This is a genomic window from Agromyces agglutinans (genome assembly GCF_009647605.1).
Classification (GTDB): domain Bacteria; phylum Actinomycetota; class Actinomycetes; order Actinomycetales; family Microbacteriaceae; genus Agromyces; species Agromyces agglutinans.
Window position 1 is genome coordinate 110,016 of record NZ_WJIF01000004.1, and the last position, 16,159, is coordinate 126,174.

At 72.4% G+C, this 16,159-nt stretch carries 16 protein-coding genes; 10 read left to right on the forward strand and 6 right to left on the reverse strand.

Features of this window, described 5'->3' with window-relative positions:
- Positions 1–95 precede the first annotated feature (95 nt).
- Positions 96–641: a hypothetical protein gene (locus tag GE115_RS09070; RefSeq protein WP_153684483.1), complete on the forward strand. Its 546-nt coding sequence runs from the start codon at positions 96–98 to the stop codon at positions 639–641.
- Here GE115_RS09070 and GE115_RS09075 read toward each other — a convergent pair.
- The 3 genes from GE115_RS09075 to GE115_RS09085 form a co-directional block, all read right to left on the reverse strand.
- Positions 616–1,200: a hypothetical protein gene (locus tag GE115_RS09075; RefSeq protein WP_153684484.1), complete on the reverse strand. Its 585-nt coding sequence runs from the start codon at positions 1,198–1,200 to the stop codon at positions 616–618. The genes GE115_RS09070 and GE115_RS09075 overlap by 26 nt on opposite strands.
- Before the next feature lie 104 nt (positions 1,201–1,304).
- On the reverse strand, positions 1,305–2,609 hold the full coding sequence (locus GE115_RS09080) for an MFS transporter (RefSeq protein WP_153684638.1): 1,305 nt from the start codon (positions 2,607–2,609) through the stop codon (positions 1,305–1,307).
- An 86-nt stretch (positions 2,610–2,695) separates the two neighbouring features.
- Positions 2,696–2,968 (reverse strand): hypothetical protein, encoded by a 273-nt coding sequence (locus tag GE115_RS09085; RefSeq protein WP_153684485.1) that lies wholly within the window; start codon positions 2,966–2,968, stop codon positions 2,696–2,698.
- A gap of 488 nt (positions 2,969–3,456) precedes the next feature.
- On the opposite strand from GE115_RS09085, the gene GE115_RS09090 reads away from it, so the two are divergent.
- From GE115_RS09090 to GE115_RS09130, 9 genes are all read left to right on the forward strand, one after another.
- The gene (locus GE115_RS09090) at positions 3,457–4,197 is read left to right on the forward strand and encodes an SDR family oxidoreductase (RefSeq protein WP_376765704.1); all 741 of its coding nucleotides are present in this window, start codon (positions 3,457–3,459) and stop codon (positions 4,195–4,197) included.
- 11 nt (positions 4,198–4,208) lie between these two features.
- A complete protein-coding gene (locus GE115_RS09095) occupies positions 4,209–4,850 on the forward strand; it encodes a TetR/AcrR family transcriptional regulator (protein WP_153684486.1) in 642 nt (213 codons plus the stop codon).
- Positions 4,847–5,884 carry an NADPH:quinone oxidoreductase family protein gene (locus GE115_RS09100; RefSeq protein WP_246190667.1) on the forward strand — a complete coding sequence of 346 codons (1,038 nt, stop codon included), beginning with the start codon at positions 4,847–4,849 and terminating at the stop codon, positions 5,882–5,884. Before GE115_RS09095 ends, GE115_RS09100 begins: the two co-directional genes overlap by 4 nt.
- 86 nt (positions 5,885–5,970) lie before the next feature.
- Positions 5,971–6,708, forward strand: a complete 738-nt coding sequence (locus GE115_RS09105) for a glucose 1-dehydrogenase (RefSeq protein WP_153684487.1) — start codon at positions 5,971–5,973, stop codon at positions 6,706–6,708.
- Positions 6,709–7,051: 343 nt separating this feature from the next.
- Positions 7,052–7,852 (forward strand): ABC transporter ATP-binding protein, encoded by an 801-nt coding sequence (locus GE115_RS09110; protein ID WP_153684488.1) that lies wholly within the window; start codon positions 7,052–7,054, stop codon positions 7,850–7,852.
- Positions 7,849–8,628 carry an ABC transporter ATP-binding protein gene (locus GE115_RS09115; RefSeq protein ID WP_312855043.1) on the forward strand — a complete coding sequence of 260 codons (780 nt, stop codon included), beginning with the start codon at positions 7,849–7,851 and terminating at the stop codon, positions 8,626–8,628. Before GE115_RS09110 ends, GE115_RS09115 begins: the two co-directional genes overlap by 4 nt.
- Entirely contained in the window at positions 8,629–9,507 is an 879-nt protein-coding gene (locus GE115_RS09120; protein ID WP_153684489.1) for a branched-chain amino acid ABC transporter permease, read from the forward strand. It begins immediately after the preceding gene.
- Positions 9,504–10,652 (forward strand): branched-chain amino acid ABC transporter permease, encoded by a 1,149-nt coding sequence (locus GE115_RS09125; RefSeq protein ID WP_153684490.1) that lies wholly within the window; start codon positions 9,504–9,506, stop codon positions 10,650–10,652. The genes GE115_RS09120 and GE115_RS09125 overlap by 4 nt, the downstream gene beginning before the upstream one ends.
- A 3-nt stretch (positions 10,653–10,655) precedes the next feature.
- The gene (locus GE115_RS09130; RefSeq protein ID WP_153684491.1) at positions 10,656–11,948 is read left to right on the forward strand and encodes an ABC transporter substrate-binding protein; all 1,293 of its coding nucleotides are present in this window, start codon (positions 10,656–10,658) and stop codon (positions 11,946–11,948) included.
- 204 nt (positions 11,949–12,152) lie between these two features.
- Here GE115_RS09130 and GE115_RS09135 read toward each other — a convergent pair whose 3' ends face one another.
- The 3 genes from GE115_RS09135 to GE115_RS09145 are packed head-to-tail and all read right to left on the reverse strand — an operon-like array spanning position 12,153 to position 16,121.
- Complete coding sequence (locus GE115_RS09135) at positions 12,153–13,739, reverse strand: AMP-binding protein (RefSeq protein ID WP_153684492.1); 1,587 nt, start codon at positions 13,737–13,739, stop codon at positions 12,153–12,155.
- A 36-nt stretch (positions 13,740–13,775) separates the two neighbouring features.
- Positions 13,776–14,978, reverse strand: coding sequence for an acyl-CoA dehydrogenase family protein (locus tag GE115_RS09140; RefSeq protein WP_153684493.1), 1,203 nt, complete (start codon positions 14,976–14,978; stop codon positions 13,776–13,778).
- 3 nt (positions 14,979–14,981) lie between these two features.
- Complete coding sequence (locus tag GE115_RS09145) at positions 14,982–16,121, reverse strand: phosphotransferase family protein (protein WP_153684494.1); 1,140 nt, start codon at positions 16,119–16,121, stop codon at positions 14,982–14,984.
- Positions 16,122–16,159: the final 38 nt, after the last annotated feature.

Consider the following 16,159-nt stretch of genomic DNA (forward strand, 5'->3'; position numbering starts at 1 on the left):
GATGACGGCGAAAGACATCGCCGTCCTCCGGATTGCCGGCGGGGTGGGATACTCGGGCGGCGGCGGCGCCGAGGCCGAAGCCAGAGGGAGAGACGATGCTGACCGACTACCTCCGCGACCAGGCGTTCGCGATCGCCTGGCTGGCGCTGATGGCCGCCGGGTGGTTCGGCTGGTCGCAGGAGGACCCGAAGCCCCGCCTGCGACCGGTGTGGGGCGCGGGATCGGTGCTCGGGTTCCTCCTGGCGGGCGCGTTCGGGGTCGTGGTCTGGCGCAACTGGGCGACGCCGACGGCGCTGGACGGGCGCTACTGGGTGTTCGGTGTCATCGTGCTCGCCGAGGCCGTGCTCATCGGCGGAGGCTGCCTCCTGCTGGCGCGAAGGAAGCAGACGCGCTGGTACGGCTGGTGGATCGGACTCTGCGTCGCCCTGCACTTCATCCCGCTCGCCTGGATCTTCGAGGACTGGTCCTACCTGCTGCTCAGCCTCGTCCAGGTCGCGGGCCTCATCGCGATGCTCCCCGCGCTCCGCCGCGCCGAGTACGCGACGAGCCGGTGGGCGTGCCCGTGGGTCGCAGGCACGTTCCTGCTCTACGCCGCCGTGTCCGCGGGGCTGTTCCTCAGCGAGTACGGGTATCCGCTCTGAGCTGCTGCCGCGCCCCGGCCACCGGCGTGAACGCCGTCGTGCGGCGTGCGGCGAGGTGCAGCCCGCGCATCCGCCAGGCCCACAGTGCGACCGCGAGGGTCGTGAACGCGTAGAGCACGAGTGCCTGCAGCACGTACGCGGGGTAGTCGATGACCCACGGCGAGGCCGCACCGCCCTCGACGTACGCCGGGTTCGCCGACACGTAGGGGACGGCTTCGGCGAGGGCGTAGCCGATGACCTGGCCCGCCACATAGACGACGAAGCTCGCCGCGAGGGCGAGCGCGGCAGAGCCGGGAGCCGCGGCCCACGCGCGGCGCGCGGCGCCCATCGCCCGTCGCGGGGCCCAGCCGGCGGTCGGCGCCAGCCAGGCGCTCATCGCCGGCGCGAAGACATACGCCGCGACGAGCAGGGCGAGGAGCAGGCCGACCCCGAGGATGAGCCCCTGCTCGGAACCGGCGCGGCTGCGCATGAGCTGGGGGATGAGCAGGAGCACGAGCAGCGGCACGCAGCCGATCAGCGTCGCGAGCCAGGTACGGGCGAAGGCGGCGGAGGAGGTCATGGCCTCGACGCTATGGGCGGGGCCGGGTGGCGTGGCATCCGGCTGGCCCCCGGATCGGCGCGGTGGCGGGCCGCGGCGGGTGGTCTCGATACGCTCCGTCGTCGCTACTCGACCGACGGGCGCTTGCCGCGCGGAGCGCGCGGCTCCGTGAGGCCGATGTGCACGCGGGTGCGGTGTCGTTCGTAGAGGATGAACGCCGAGCCGATCGCCCACAGCGGGAACTGGGTGAGGAATGCGATGCGGAACGCCTCGAGCGAGTAGGTCGCGGGCGAGCCCGCGCCCTGCAGGTCCATCGCGACGCCGATGAAGAGGATCGCGAGCAGGCCCGCCACGAAGCCGCCGCCGTTCACGATGCCCGTCGCCGTGCTGAGCCGGTGGCTCGGGTTGTACGTGCGCGCGTGGTCGAACGCGATCATCGAAGCGGGGCCGCCGGTGCTGAGCGCGAATGCGAGGACGAACAGCAGCCAGATGGGGGCGGGCCCGGGCCACAGGATGACGGTGAGCCACGCGAGCGCCTGGAACGCGACGGTGGGCAGCACGAGCATCATCGATCGGCGCATCGGATGCCGGCTCGACAGCGCGCCGATCACCGGGCCCGCGACCATGCCGAAGACGACGAACGCGGTGACCACGAGCGACGCGGTCGCGGGCGACAGGCCCTCGCCCGCGGTCAGGAACGGGAAACCCCAGAGCATGACGAACGCGGTTCCCGCGAACGGCGTCGTGAAGTGCGACCAGAATGCGAGGCGGGTCGCAGGATGCCCCCACGACTGCACGAAGCCCTCGCGCAGGTCGGCGGCGCTCGTGACCACCCGGATGGCGCCCGTCTCGGTGTCGACGGAGACGTCCTGCGTGCGGCCGGGCGGGCGGTTGCGCACGATCGCGAAGGTGAGCACGGCGAAGAGCAGGCCGAGCCCGGCGAGGCTGCCGAAGGCGACGCTCCAGCTCGTGGCGTGCAGCAGCGCCGCGAGCGGGATGATCGAGACGATCTGCCCGGCCTGGCCGAGGATGCCCGTCATCTGCACCATGATCGGCGCCCGGCGATCGGGGAACCAGGTCGCGATCAGCCGCAGCACGCTCGGGAAGACCGCGGCGTCGCCCGCACCGATGAGCACGCGCGCGAGGATGCCGATGCCCACGTCGGACGCGAACGCCATGACGACCTGGCCGGCGACCATGAGCAGCATGCCCGCGGTGATGATCGGCCGCGCGCCGAACCGGTCAAGCAGCAGGCCCACGGGGATCTGCATGCCGCCGTACACGGCGAGCTGGATGACGGCGAACATCGACAGGGCCGAGGCATCCGCATCGAATCGCACGGCGGCGTCGACGCCGACGGCCGACAGCGACGTGCGGTTCGTGACCGAGAGCATGTAGCCGACGACGCCGACCGACCACACGAGCCACATCCGCCATGGGCGGGCTGGGGCGAAGGGCAGCGTGGTCACGGTCTTTCCACCCTACGCCCGCCCCTCGCCGTGGCGGAGTGGCCGGATCAGTCGCGGTTCCACGGAAAGAGGTCGGCCGCCTCGGCGCGCGTGAGCCCCGTGCGCGGGTCGCGGATGTCGGGGTCACGCACCTCGTCGATGCGCTCGCTCGCATGGGCGAGGGCGACCTCGATGCGTTCGCGGTGGGCGGCGACGTAGGCGCTGACGGCAGCATCGACGAGGTCCTTCTTCGTGCGCCGCAGCAGACGGGCGACGACACCCACCATGCGGTCGGTCTCGTAGTCGATTCGTATCACGCGAGTCGGATGGGTCATTCTCATGCCCAAGACCCTAGAGGCGGTGCAGTGCGGCGCCGCCGCCCTCCGCCTCGTTGAGGATGTCGCTCGCAGCGGCGGCCCTGTTGGGGAGCGGTCGCCGGGGCACGCGCTCATGGCCCGCGGTCTTCTTGTGGACTTGTAACCGGTCGATTTGTCGACGTATCGATTCGTCGACGTGTGGCCCCGCTCGATCCCTCGCTTTCCGGCGCAGCCGGACGCCTCCCCGTTCACTTCGCACTCTGTCGCTGTGTGGATTCGTCGATTTGTAGCCTTGCCGATTTGTCCATCGTCGCCTTGTCCACCGTGTCGATTTGTTGCTTGGTTGACTTGTCGCCTTTTCGACCCGTTACAAGTCCACAAGAAGACCGCGGGGTGTAGGGATGTCCCTGCCGGCGATGACCGGCGTACCGGGCCTGGCGTCGAAACGAAATGCGACGTGATACGGTCATACCGACCAGACGGTATGCACCGATGACACCGAGGGGATCCCAGTGCAGCGATTCGAGGGCAGTGTCGCCCTGATCACCGGCGGCAGCCGCGGCATCGGCTTCGCCGTCGCGAGACGGCTCGTCGACGAAGGGGCATCCGTCGTCATCACCGGACGCAAGCAGGACTCGCTCGACGCGGCCGTCGCCGAGCTCGGCGCGACCCGGGCGTGCGCCGTCGCCGGCAAGGCCGACGACGCCGAGCACCGCGCCGCGGTCTTCGCGCACGTCGCCGAACGCCACGGCCGGCTCGACCACCTCGTCAACAACGCCGGCATCAACCCCGTCTACGGCCCGCTGCGCGAGGTCGACGTCGCGGCGGCGCGCAAGATCCTCGAGGTCAACGTGATCGCGACGCTCGAGTGGACCCGCGACGCCGTGGCATCCGGTCTCAGCCGCTCGGTCGTGAACCTCGCGTCGATCTCGGCGCTCGCTGCCAGCCCCGGCATCGCGTTCTACGGCATCTCGAAGGCGGCCCTCGTGAACCTCACGCTGCAGCTCGCGCACGAGCTCGCGCCCGGCATCCGCGTCAACGCCGTCGCGCCCGCCGTCATCAAGACCGCGTTCGCGACCGCGCTCTACGAGGGCCGCGAGGCCGAGGTCGCCGCCGAATACCCGCTCGCCCGGCTGGGCGTGCCCGAGGACGTGGCCGGCCCGGTCGCGTTCCTGCTCTCCGAGGACGCCGCGTGGATCACCGGCCAGACCCTCGTGATCGACGGCGGCGGCTCGATCCGCCCCGTCGGGTGAAGGATGGATGCATGAAGGACGTCAACGTCGCCGACGAAGTCACCAGGGCCGCCGTCGAGCTGTTCGCCGCGCAGGGCTACGCCAACACGAGCGTGCAGCAGATCGTGGAGGCCGCCGGAGTCACCAAGGGCGCGATGTACCACTACTTCGAGTCGAAGGACGACCTGCTCTTCGCGATCTACGACCGCATGCTGTCGCTGCAGAAGGCGCACCTCGACGAGATCATCGCGCGCGGCGGGCCGACCGAGCAGGTGCTGCACGACGTGTGCGTCGACGTGATCGAGACGTCGATCGACTTCCTGCCGGAGGGCACCGTGTTCTTCCGCAGCATGCACATGCTCACCGCGCCCCGCCAGCAGGAGGTGACGCGCCGCCGCCGCGAGTACCACGACGAGTTCGCCGCGCTCATCGAGCGCGGCCAGCAGGAGGGCCGGTACCGCACCGACATCCCGCGCTCGGTGCTGATCGCCAACTTCTTCAGCGACGTGCACTACCTCTCGCACTGGTACTCGCCCGAGGGGCCCGAAGGTCGGGGGCTCGTCGCCGAGCAGCTGACCGACCTGTTCCTGAGCGGCATCCGTGCGACGGCCGGCGGAGTGAGCGCGAGCGACGACGGCGCGAGCGCCGCCGCCGTAGGCGGGGGTGCGCGATGAGCCGCCCCGCGACGATGCGCGCGTGGCAGGTGACGCGCAACGGCGAGCCCGAGGAGGTGCTCGAGCTCCGCGAAGTGCCCGTGCCCGTGCCCGGTCCCGGCGAGGTGCTCGTGCGCACGCGCGCGGTAGCCGTGAACTTCCCCGACGTGCTGCTCGCGCGCGGCGAGTACCAGGTGCGACCCGAGCCGCCCTTCACGCCAGGCATCGAATTGTCGGGCGACGTCGTCGAGATCGGTGCGGATGCCTCGGCGATCACGGATGCCTCCGGCGCAGCGCCCGCCGCCCCCGCGCTCGCCGTGGGCGAGCGGGTCGTCGGCTCGGCGATCGGCGTGCTCTCGGAGTACGCGGTGCTGCCCGCCGTCGCGGTGCGGCCGGCGCCCGAGGCGCTCTCAGACGAGGCGTCGGCGGCCCTCACGATCGCGTACCAGACCGCCTGGTTCGGCCTGCACCGGCGCGCGGCGCTCGCCGCGGGCGAGTGGCTGCTCGTGCACGCCGCCGCAGGCGGGGTCGGTTCGGCGGCGGTGCAGCTCGGCGTGGCCGCGGGTGCGCGGGTCATCGGCGTCGTCGGCAGCGAGGCGAAGGCGGCCGTCGCCCGCGAGGCCGGTGCAGAGCTGGTGCTCGTGCGCGGCCGAGACGACCTCGTCGAGGGCGTGAAGGCCGCCACCGGAGGCCACGGCGCCGACGTCGTGTTCGACCCGGTCGGCGGGGAGGCGTTCGAGGCATCCACCAAGTGCATCGCCTTCGAGGGGCGCATCGTCGTCGTCGGCTTCGCCGGCGGAACCATGCAGCAGGTGCGCGCCAATCACGCGCTCGTCAAGAACTACTCGGTGCTCGGCCTGCACTGGGCGCTGTACCAGCAGCGCCGCCCCGACCTCGTGCGCGAGGCGCACGACGAGCTGGCGAGGCTCGCGGCATCCGGTGCGATCGCGCCCGTCGTCGAAGCCGTCGTGCCGTTCGCCGACGCACCCGCCGCCGTGCAGCGGCTCGCCGGCGGGACGACGACCGGCCGGCTCGTGGTGCGTGTCGCGGACTGACGCGTCGCCGACCCGCTGCGTTTCCGAACGGCGCGTCTCGCACGCGCCGCCGACTGAGAGCGTGGCCGACTGGAAGGACTGAACGGATGACTCGACTCGACGGCCGCACGGCCATCGTCACCGGCGGCGCGCGCGGCCTCGGCGAGGCGTACGTGCGTGCGCTGCACGCCGAGGGTGCGCGCGTGGTGATCGCCGACCTGCTCGACGACGCGGGCGCTGCGCTCGCGGCGGAGCTCGGCGCCGACCGCGCCAGGTTCGAGCAGCTCGACGTGACCGACGAGCGGGGCTGGACCGACATCGTCGCGCGCACGCTCGAGGCCTTCGGGTCGGTCGACGTGCTCATCAACAACGCCGGCATCGCGAACGCCGCGCCCATCGAGCACTTCACGCTCGCCAAGTGGGACGCCGTGATCGCGGTCAACCTCACCGGCACGTTCCTCGGTTGTCGCGCGGTGGTGCCGCCGATGAAGGCCGCCGGCCGCGGGTCGATCGTCAACGTGTCCTCGGTCGAGGGCCTGCGTGGCAGCGAGCGGCTGCACGGATACACGGCCTCGAAGTTCGGCGTGCGCGGGCTCACGAAATCGCTCGCGGTCGAGCTCGGGCCGAGCGGCATCCGCGTGAACTCGGTGCATCCGGGGCTCATCCTGACCGACATGACGACGCGCATCGACCCCGACGCGCTGTCGATCCCCCTCGGGCGGCCCGCCCTGCCGGAGGATGTCGCGGGCACGGTCGTGTTCCTCGCGAGCGACGAGTCGGCGTACACGACCGGCGCCGAGTTCGTCGTCGACGGCGGCATGACGACCGCGATCGCGCACCGCTGACGGCCGCGCGCGCTCGGGCCGCGCGCTCGGACCGCGCGCGCTCGGAGCCTGCCTGCCGCCTTGGAACGCGCACGCCGGCGTGGGTCACGCACCGCGTGGCCCTGGCCGCGTCGGGTCGCCGCCGCAGCGGGGAGTCGGCGTGAGCACTCGGTATCCGAGTATCCGCCGGATACTTTTCTCCCCCGTCCCGGAGCAGCGACCGCTTTCCGGGATGGGCGGGCCCGCGTCCTCCGAAGACGTCGCCGGGTGGGTCGAAGCACGGAAATCTCAGTTCTGCAACATTGACATACCGTCTGGTCGGTTTCTCGGGTAGCATGGCGTCACCCGACACGAAGAGGTGCCGATGCCATCGCCTGCCACACCCCCTGAGACCGAGCCCCGCCTCGACCTCTCCGGCCTCACCGTCGCCTTCGGCGGACTCACTGCCATCGACGGCGTCGACTTCCACGTCGGCGCCGGCGAGACGGTCGCGCTCATCGGCCCGAACGGCGCCGGCAAGACGACTGTGTTCAACGCCGTGTGCGGACTCGTGCGGCCGCAGGCCGGCAGCATCCGCATCGACGGGCGCCCGGCGCCGGCCTCGCCGACGAAGCTGCTCGGTCGCGGGGTCGCGCGAACGCTCCAGGCGCTCGGGCTCGTCGGCGGCATGACCGTGCTCGAGCACCTGCTCGTGCCGCTGACCGCGGCGCGTCGAGGAGCCATCGGCGCCGGTGCCGGCGCCGGTGCCGACATCGATGCACGCACGGGCACCGCCGACCCCGTCGCCATCGCACTCGCCGAGCTCGAAGCGCACGACCTCGCGGCCTTCGCGTCCACGCCGGTCGGGGCGCTGCCCTATCCCGACCGCAAGCGCGTGGCGCTCGCCCGGGCGCTCGTGACCCGCCCGAGCCTGCTGCTCCTCGACGAACCGGCCGGAGGCCTCGGCGCCGACGACATCGCGCGGCTCGACGCGACCGTTCGCCGCGTCGCCGGCGAGGGATGCTCCGTGCTGCTGGTCGAGCACCACGTCGACTTCGTCATGGGGCTGGCCGACCGCATCGTCGTGCTCGACTTCGGCCGCGTCATCGCGACCGGCACGCCGGCCGAGGTGCAGGCCGACCCGCGTGTCGAAGAGGCCTACCTCGGCGTGAAGGCGGCATCGTGAGCGGCGCGACGACGACCGACGGCATCGCCGCCGTGTCACCGGCATCGGATGCCTCGACCGCGGGCGGCACCATCGCCGTCGAGGCCCTCCGGGCCGGATACGGCGGCGAGCCCGTGCTGCACGACGTGTCGTTCGCGCTCGCGCCGGGCGAGGTCGTCGCCGTCCTCGGCGCCAACGGCGCCGGCAAGACCACCCTTCTGCGCACGGTCGCGGGGCTCGTGCCCGTGGCATCCGGTCGCGTGCTGCTCGACGGCGGCGACCTCGCCGGCGTCCGCGTGGAGGACCGCGCCCGCCGCGGCCTCGCCCAGGTGCCCGAGGGCCGCAGCGTCGTCGCCGAGCTCACGGTCGACGAGAACCTGCGACTCGGCGCCCTGCAGCGCCACCGCGGCCGCGCTCGCGACGCCGCCGTGGCGAGCGTCTACGAGCTGTTCGAGCCGCTCGCGCGCCGCCGCACGAGCGCCGGCCACCAGCTCTCGGGCGGCGAGCGGCAGATGCTCGCCCTCGGCCGCGCGCTCGTCGCCGAGCCGCGCGTGCTCATGCTCGACGAGCCGTCGCTCGGGCTCGCGCCGATCGTGGTCGCCCAGCTGATGGGCGTGCTCCGCGAGACGGCCGCGAGCCGCGGACTCACGGTGCTCCTCGCCGAGCAGAACGTGACGAGCGCCCTCTCGATCGCCGACCGCGGCATCGTGCTCGCCCTCGGCCGGGTCGTCGCCGACGCGCCCGCGGCGCAGCTCGCCGCCGACACCGCCCTCCGCCACGCCTACCTGGGATTCTGAATGGACCGCCTCCTCTTCCTCCTCGCGACCGGGCTCGCGCGCGGCGCGATCTTCGCGCTGTTCGCGCTGTCGCTCGTGCTCATCTGGCGGGCCGCGCGCATCGTGAACTTCGCGCAGGGCGCGATGGCGGTCGTCGCCGTGTACGTCGCGTTCGCGGTCACGGGCCTGACGGGCTCCTACTGGGCGGGGTTCGCGAGCGCGATCGTCGCCGGTGCCGCGATCGGCTTCGCCGTCGAACGCGGCGTCATGCGGTTCGCCCCCCACGACTCGCCGCTTTCGGGCGTGATCATCGCGATCGGGCTCGTCATGGTGCTGCAGTCGGCGCTCGGCATCCTGTTCGGGGCGACCGTGCGCCCGATGGAGGTGCCGTTCGACGAGCGGCCCATCGTGATCGCGGGCGTGCCGGTGCTCTCGCCGTACGATCTGTTCGTGCTCGTCGTCGCGGTCGCGGTGATGGCCGCGCTCGGCGTGCTGTTCACGCGCACCTCGCTCGGCCTGCAGCTGCGGGCCTCGGCGTTCGCACCCGAGGTGTCGCGGCTGCTCGGCGTGCGCGTCTCGCGCATGCTCACCATCGGCTGGATGCTCTCCGCCGCGGTCGCGGCCCTCGCGGCGCTGCTGCTCGTGCCGACCGAGCTGGGCCTCAGCCCGCACTCGACCGACGTGCTCTTCGTCTACGCGTTCACCGTCGCGGTCGTCGGCGGGCTCGACTCGCCACCGGGGGCGCTCCTCGGGGGACTCGTCGTCGGGGTCCTGATGAGCCTCGTCACGGGTTACCTCGGCGCCACGGTCGCGCCGATCGCGGTGCTCGTACTGCTCGTCGTCGTGCTGCTCGTGCGACCCGGCGGCATCTTCTCGGCGAGGCAGGTGCGACAGGCATGAGCCCCAGAATCCTCCCGGGCCTCACCGGCACGCCCCGGCTCCTCGTCACCGCAGCCGCCCTCACGGTGCTTGCGATCGGCGGCACCTTCCTGCTCGACCCGTACCGCAACTACCAGCTCGCGCTCGTCGCGGCGTACTTCTGCGCGACGGCCGGACTGACCCTGCTGATCGGCCTGAGCGGGCAGCTCTCGCTCGGCCATGCGGCGCTCATGGCCGCAGGCGGCTACGGGTACGCGCTGACGGCGAACGCGCTCACCGAGTCAGGCATCGACGGCGTGCCCCGCTTCCTCGTCTCCCTCGTCGTCGCGGTCGTCGCCGCGGGCCTGCTCGGGCTCCTGCTCGGGCTCGCCGGGGCCAGGCTCTCCGGCCCCTACCTGGCGGGCGTCACGCTCGCGCTCGTGATCGCCCTCCCCGCGATCACGAGCGTGTTCAGCGGCGTCTTCCGCGGCGACCAGGGCGTGCAGATCGCGTACGACGGCGTGCCCGAGGCGCTGCGGCTCATCATCGCGGTCGAGCAGTGGCAGGCGTGGGTCGCGATCCTCGTGACCGCGATCGTCGTGACCGGGCTCGCCGTGATCCGGCGCGGCCGGCTCGGCCTGCGCATGCGAGCGGTGCACGGCGACGAGACATCCGCCCGCCTGAACGGGGTGCCCGCCGGCCGCGTCAAGGTCGCCGCGTTCACCGCGAGCGCGGTGTCGGCGGGAGCGGGCGGGGCGATCCTCTGCTTCGTCACCCAGTCGGTCAGCCCGGGCGCGTACACGCTGGCGTTCTCGCTGCTGCTGGTCGTCGCGGTCGTCGTCGGCGGGCTCGGCAGCATCGGCGGCGCCGCGGTGGGTGCGGTCGTCGTCGTACTGCTGCCGTGGCTCATCGGCACCGCGATCGGCGCGTTCGATCTGCCCACCGAACTCGAGCAGCGCCTGTCGGGCAACCTCGGCGTGCTCGTGTTCGGCGCCCTGCTCATCGTCGTCACGGCCGTCTGGCCCGGAGGACTCGCCGGAGCCCTCCGCCGACGGCGACGACGCGAGAACCGGATGCTCCGCGCCGATCAGATGCCTCCCGCCGAGCCCCGAGACAGCCGACCCGCCGAACCGGCCATTCCCGCATCCCCTGCTTCCCACCCCATCTCCACCGAACCAGAGAGGTGACCCATGTCACAGCACACCGCAACGCATCGCCGCACCGTCGCGGCAACGGCGGCCGCCGCCGCAGCGCTGCTCGCCTTCACCGCGTGCAGCACGCCGAGCACCGGCACCGACCCGGCCGAGGCCGCGCCCGGCGTCACGGATGACACCGTGACGATCGGCACGCACCAGCCGCTGACCGGCCCGGCCGCGGCCGGCTACTCGTCGATCTCGGCCGCGACGCAGGCCTACTTCGACTACGTCAACGAGAACGGCGGCATCAACGGCCGCGCGATCGAGTACCTCGTGAAGGACGACGGGTACAACCCGGCGACCACCCAGACCGTGGTGCGCGAGCTCGTGCAGGAGGACGAGGTCTTCGCGATCCTCAACGGCCTCGGCACGCCGACGCACACGTCGGTGCTCGACTACCTCAACCAGAACGAGGTGCCCGACCTGTTCGTCGCATCCGGTTCGACGAGCTGGAACCAGCCCGACAAGTACCCGTTCACGTTCGCGTTCAACGCCGACTACGTCGTCGAGGGCGCGGCTCTCGCGCAGTACGCCGTCGATGAGAGCCCCGACGCCGTGGTGTGCCTGCTCGGCCAGGACGACGACTTCGGCGACGAGGTCGTCGAGGGCGCCGAGCTCGTGCTCGGCGAAGGCGGCCTCGCCGAGGTGCAGCGCTACTCGGTCTCCAACCAGGATGTGACCGCCCAGATCGGCGCGATGCAGGCGGCCGGATGCGAGGTGAACCTGCTCGCGACGGTGAACGGCTTCACCGCGCTCGCGGTGGGCACGGCGGCGAAGCTCGGCTACTTCCCGAAGTGGTTCTCGTCGTCGTCGGGCGGCGACTACCCGACCCTCGTCGGCTTCCTCGGCGAGGACCTCGCGCCGAAGCTGCTGCAGGGCTTCACGTCGACGAACTACCTGCCGTTCAGCCCCGACGGCGAGTGGACGGCGTTGTTCCGCCAGATCAACGACGAGTACAACGACGGCGCGCCCTTCGACGGCAACACCGTCTACGGCATGAGCGTCGGATACCTCTTCGCCGAGGCCCTCGCGGCCGCCGGTGACGACCCCACGCGACAGGGCCTCGTCGACGCGATCTCGTCGGGCGACCTGGTCGGCAACGGCATCCTGCCGCTCTCGTTCGGCAGCGACAGCCACGCCGCGTACCTCGGCGTCGGCATCACGACCGTCGACCAGGGCGTGCAGGACTTCGTCGGCACGACCTATGCGCTCGAGGGCGACGAGGTCGCCACGGTCGAGGCGGAGCCCGTGCCGCTCGAGGGCGAGGGCATCCCGGGCGCGGAGTAGCGGGGGCGCCGCGTCGAGTTCCAGACGGATGCCCCGGGCCTCGGCCCGGGGCATCCGTCTGCCTCCGCCCGTCCCCGGTCGATCCCTCTCCCGCCCCCTCCCCAGTGTGGCGGGCAGAGCACAGCGCAGGAAAATGGGCCCCATCCCGCCCTGACAGCGGGGATGGGGCCCATTTTCCTGCGCGGCGTCCGCCTGGGCGCGCGCTCAGCCGCGCACGGCCGTGAACTGCTCGACCAGCGTGCGCTTGAGCACCTTGCCGCTCGCGCCGATCGGCAGCTGGTCGACGACGTGCACGACGCGCGGGTACTTGTACGCCGCGATGCGCTCCTTCGCGAACGCGACGAGCTCGTCGGCGTCGAGGTCCTGGCCCTCTTTTGCGATGACGGCGGCGTGCACCTCCTGGCCGTGCACGTCGTCGGCGAGCCCGAAGACGGCCGAGATCGCGACCTTCGGATGCCTCGCGAGCACCGCTTCGACCTCCGACGGGTACACGTTGTAGCCGTTGCGCACGATCATGTCCTTCTTGCGGTCGACGATCGTGATGACCCCGTCGACGAGCGTGCCGAGATCGCCGGTTCGGAACCAGCCGTCGACCACGGCCGCCTCGGATGCCTCGGGGCGCCCGAGGTATCCCTTGAACAGGTTGTGCCCGCGCACGACGACCTCGCCGAGCGCCCCGGGCTCGGCGAGGAGCTCGATGCGTCCCTCGACCTCTGGGTCGGCGATCGCGACGTCGACGCCCCAGAGCGATCGGCCGACGGTTCCGGGCCGGATCGGCTCGTGCAGCGTGTTCGACGACACGGTCGGGGCGGTCTCGGTGAGGCCGTACCCCTCGTGCACGTCGGCGCCGAACGTCGCCTTGAAGGCCTCGAGCACGGCGACGGGCAGCGCCGCGCCGCCCGAGACCGCGAACCGCAGCGGCGGCCGGCGGTCGGTGTGCGATGCGGCCTCGATCATGCCGACGAACATCGTCGGCACGGCCGTGAACGCCGTCGCCTCGTACTCGAGCAGGAGGTCGAGCGCCTGCTGCGGGTCGAACTTCGGCAGCAGGATGATGGCCGCGCCCACGCGGAACGCCATGTTCATGACCGCCATCTGCCCGAACGCGTGGAACAGCGGCAGCCCGCCGAACACCACGTCGTCGGCGCGCAGGTCGAACGAGTCGATGAGCGAGCAGTGCACCTGCTCGACGGCGGCGAGGTGGCTGCCGACCGCGCCCTTGGGGAACCCGGTCGTGCCGCTCGTGTAGAGGATGGTCGCCGCGTCGGTCGGGTGCACGGCGACGTGGCGCTCGATCGGTTCGGCGACGGATGCCTCGGCCTCCAGCCGCGGCAGGTCTGGCATGCCCGGGTCGTTCGGCAGGAGCACGGTGACCAGCGGCACGCCCGCGGCCGCGGCGGCCGGCGCGGCCTCGCCGAGCATCGGGGCGGCGACCACGACGAGGTCGGCGCCCGCGTCGCGCAGCACGTACTCGATCTCCTCGGCCTTGAAGAGGAGGTGGATCGGCACCGCGATCGCGCCGAGCGAGATCACGGCGTAGAAGACGCGTGCGAAGTCCGGCACGTTCGGCACGATGAGCGCGACGCGCGAGCCGCGGCCGATGCCGCGCGCGCGCAGCGCACCCGCGTACGCGCGGGTCTGCGCCCAGAGCTCGCCGTAGGTCGTCGTCGTGCCCATGAAGATCAGGGCGCGGCGATCGGGATGCCTCGTGGCGGTCTCGGCGAGGCAGCTCGCGAGCGAGATCGTACCGAAGCCGGGTCCGTCGATCGCGGGGTCGGGCAGGTGGGTCATGTTCGGGGTTCCTTTCATCGTCGTCGATGGGGCTGGTCAGCGGGCGAACTCGGCCTTGCCGAGGGCGTTCAGGTGCACCTCGTCGGGGCCGTCGGCGATGCGCAGGGCGCGCGCGCCGGCGAACAGTTCGGCGAGCGGCTGGTCGGGGCCGAGCCCGGCCGCGCCGAACACCTGGATCGCGCGGTCGAGGATGCGCTGCACCGCGCGCGGCACGGCGATCTTGATCGACTGGATCTCGGTCATCGCCCGCCGGTTGCCGACGGTGTCCATGAGCCACGCGGTCTTCAGCACGAGCAGGCGCAGGCTCTCGAGCTCGATGCGCGCCTCGGCGACCCACTCGCGGACGACGCCCTGCTCCGCGAGCGTGCGCCCGAAGGCCGTGCGCGTCCGCGCCCGCTCGCGCACGAGCGACAGCGCCCGCTCGGCCATGCCGAGGGCGCGCATGCAGTGGTGGATGCGTCCCGGCCCGAGCCGGGCCTGCGCCATCGCGAACCCCTCGCCCTCGCCGCCGAGCAGGTTCGCCGCAGGAACGCGCGCGTCGTGGAAGACGATCTCGGCGTGGCCGCCGTGGTCGCGGTCGTCGTAGCCGAACACCGTGAGCGGACGCACGATCTCGACGCCGGGGGTGTCGCGCGGCACGAGCACCATCGACTGCTGGGCGTGGCGCGGGGCATCCGGATCGGTCTTGCCCATCACGATCAGCAGGCGGGCATCGGGACTCATCGCGCCCGTCGACCACCACTTGCGACCCGTGACCACGTACGCGTCGCCGTCGCGGCGGATGCGGGTGCCGATGTTCGTGGCATCCGAGGACGCGACGTCGGGCTCGGTCATGCAGAACGCCGATCGCACGCGCGCGTCGAGCAGCGGGTCGAGCCACTCGGCCTGCTGGTCGGGCGTGCCGAAGTGGGCGAGGAGTTCGGCGTTGCCCGTGTCGGGCGCGGCGCAGTTGAACGCGACCGGCGCGAGCCGCGGACTCCACCCGGTCGCCTCGGCGATGGGCGCGTACTGCTGGTTCGTGAGGCCGGCACCGCGCTCGCCGGGGAGGAAGAGGTTCCAGAGCCCGTCCCCGCGCGCGGCCGCGCGGAGTTCGTCGACGACGGGGCGGAAGCTCCACACGCCGGGCGTCGCCGCGAGCTGTTCGTCGAGCACGGTCTCGGCGGGGATCACGCGGTCGTCGATGAAGGCGCGTGCCCTCGCGAGCAGGTCGGTCGTGCGGTCGTCGTGGGCGAAGTCCATGGTTCAGCGCCTTCCTGCGGTCGCCCGCGAGAGTCCGTCGGCCGCGAGGGGTTCGACGAGGTCGCCGATGCGGTCGAAGCCGTCGCCGACCGTCTCGCCGGCACGGAAGCGGAAGTGGATGCCCTCGAGGATCACCGCGAGCTTGAACGCCGCGAAGGCGCGGTACCAGGAGAGGTCGGGCACGGCGATGCCCGCGCGCTCGGCGTACGCGTCGGCGAGCTCGTCGAAGCTCGCGTACCCGGCGGCGAGGTCGACGGAGCTGTGCGCGACGGCGCCCGCGTCGCCCGAGACCTCGCCGATGTGCCAGTACAGGCCCAGCAGGCCGAGGTCCACGAGCGGGTCGCCGAGCGTCGCCATCTCCCAGTCGAGGATCGCGGAGATGCGCGGCGCCTCGCCCGTGCCCGCGACGAGCGCGTTGTCGAGGCGGTAGTCGCCGTGCACGATCGTGGTGCGCGCGGTCTCGGGCACGCCGCCCGCGAGGCGCTCCTGGAGTTCGTCGAGCAGCGGCACCGCGCGCGAGCGCGACGCGTCGAGCTGTCGGCGCCAGGTCGCGAGCTGCCGCTCGAGGTAGCCGCCGCCCCGGCCGAAGTCGGCGAGGCCGACCCGCTCGGGGTCGACCGCGTGGAGGTCGGCGAGCACGACCGCGAGCTCGAGGCTGAGGGCGTGCAGGCCGGCCGCGGTGAACTCGGCGTTCTGCCGGGTGTCGCCGAGCACCCGCCCCTCGACCCGCTCCATGAGGAAGAACGGGGTGCCCGTGACGCGGGCGTCGACGGTGTCGTCGACGACGTCGATGGCGCGCGGAACGGGCACCGTGCTCGCCGCGAGGGCCGAGATCACGCGGTGCTCGCGGAACATGTCGTGCGCGCTCGAGAGCACGTGACCGAGCGGCGGGCGGCGGAGCACGAGCGGGATCGCCGCGCCGTCGACGCGGTAGGTCAGGTTGGAGCGGCCGCCGGCGATGAGCGTGACGCGCAGCGGTGCGGGGGAGGACGCGGCGGCCGGCGACACCGCGGCGTCGCCTGCGCCGGTGCCGCCGTCGATGAGCTCCGGATGCTCCGCCGCGAGCCATTCGGCGAGACCCGCGGGGTCGACACCGGGCGGGGCCGCCGTGTCGTCGACGTCGTGCGCCGGTGCCTGGGTCATCCTCGACCGCCTTCCCCGCGTCGTCGCGGACCGTACTG

Coding starts and splice junctions, on each gene's coding strand:
- GE115_RS09070 (WP_153684483.1), top strand. CDS start 96: ATGCTGACCGACTACCTCCGCGACCAGGCGTTCGCGATCGCCTGGCTG.
- GE115_RS09075 (WP_153684484.1), bottom strand. CDS start 1,200: ATGACCTCCTCCGCCGCCTTCGCCCGTACCTGGCTCGCGACGCTGATC.
- GE115_RS09080 (WP_153684638.1), bottom strand. CDS start 2,609: ATGTGGCTCGTGTGGTCGGTCGGCGTCGTCGGCTACATGCTCTCGGTC.
- GE115_RS09085 (WP_153684485.1), bottom strand. CDS start 2,968: ATGAGAATGACCCATCCGACTCGCGTGATACGAATCGACTACGAGACC.
- GE115_RS09095 (WP_153684486.1), top strand. CDS start 4,209: ATGAAGGACGTCAACGTCGCCGACGAAGTCACCAGGGCCGCCGTCGAG.
- GE115_RS09100 (WP_246190667.1), top strand. CDS start 4,847: ATGAGCCGCCCCGCGACGATGCGCGCGTGGCAGGTGACGCGCAACGGC.
- GE115_RS09105 (WP_153684487.1), top strand. CDS start 5,971: ATGACTCGACTCGACGGCCGCACGGCCATCGTCACCGGCGGCGCGCGC.
- GE115_RS09110 (WP_153684488.1), top strand. CDS start 7,052: ATGCCATCGCCTGCCACACCCCCTGAGACCGAGCCCCGCCTCGACCTC.
- GE115_RS09120 (WP_153684489.1), top strand. CDS start 8,629: ATGGACCGCCTCCTCTTCCTCCTCGCGACCGGGCTCGCGCGCGGCGCG.
- GE115_RS09125 (WP_153684490.1), top strand. CDS start 9,504: ATGAGCCCCAGAATCCTCCCGGGCCTCACCGGCACGCCCCGGCTCCTC.
- GE115_RS09130 (WP_153684491.1), top strand. CDS start 10,656: ATGTCACAGCACACCGCAACGCATCGCCGCACCGTCGCGGCAACGGCG.
- GE115_RS09135 (WP_153684492.1), bottom strand. CDS start 13,739: ATGACCCACCTGCCCGACCCCGCGATCGACGGACCCGGCTTCGGTACG.
- GE115_RS09140 (WP_153684493.1), bottom strand. CDS start 14,978: ATGGACTTCGCCCACGACGACCGCACGACCGACCTGCTCGCGAGGGCA.
- GE115_RS09145 (WP_153684494.1), bottom strand. CDS start 16,121: ATGACCCAGGCACCGGCGCACGACGTCGACGACACGGCGGCCCCGCCC.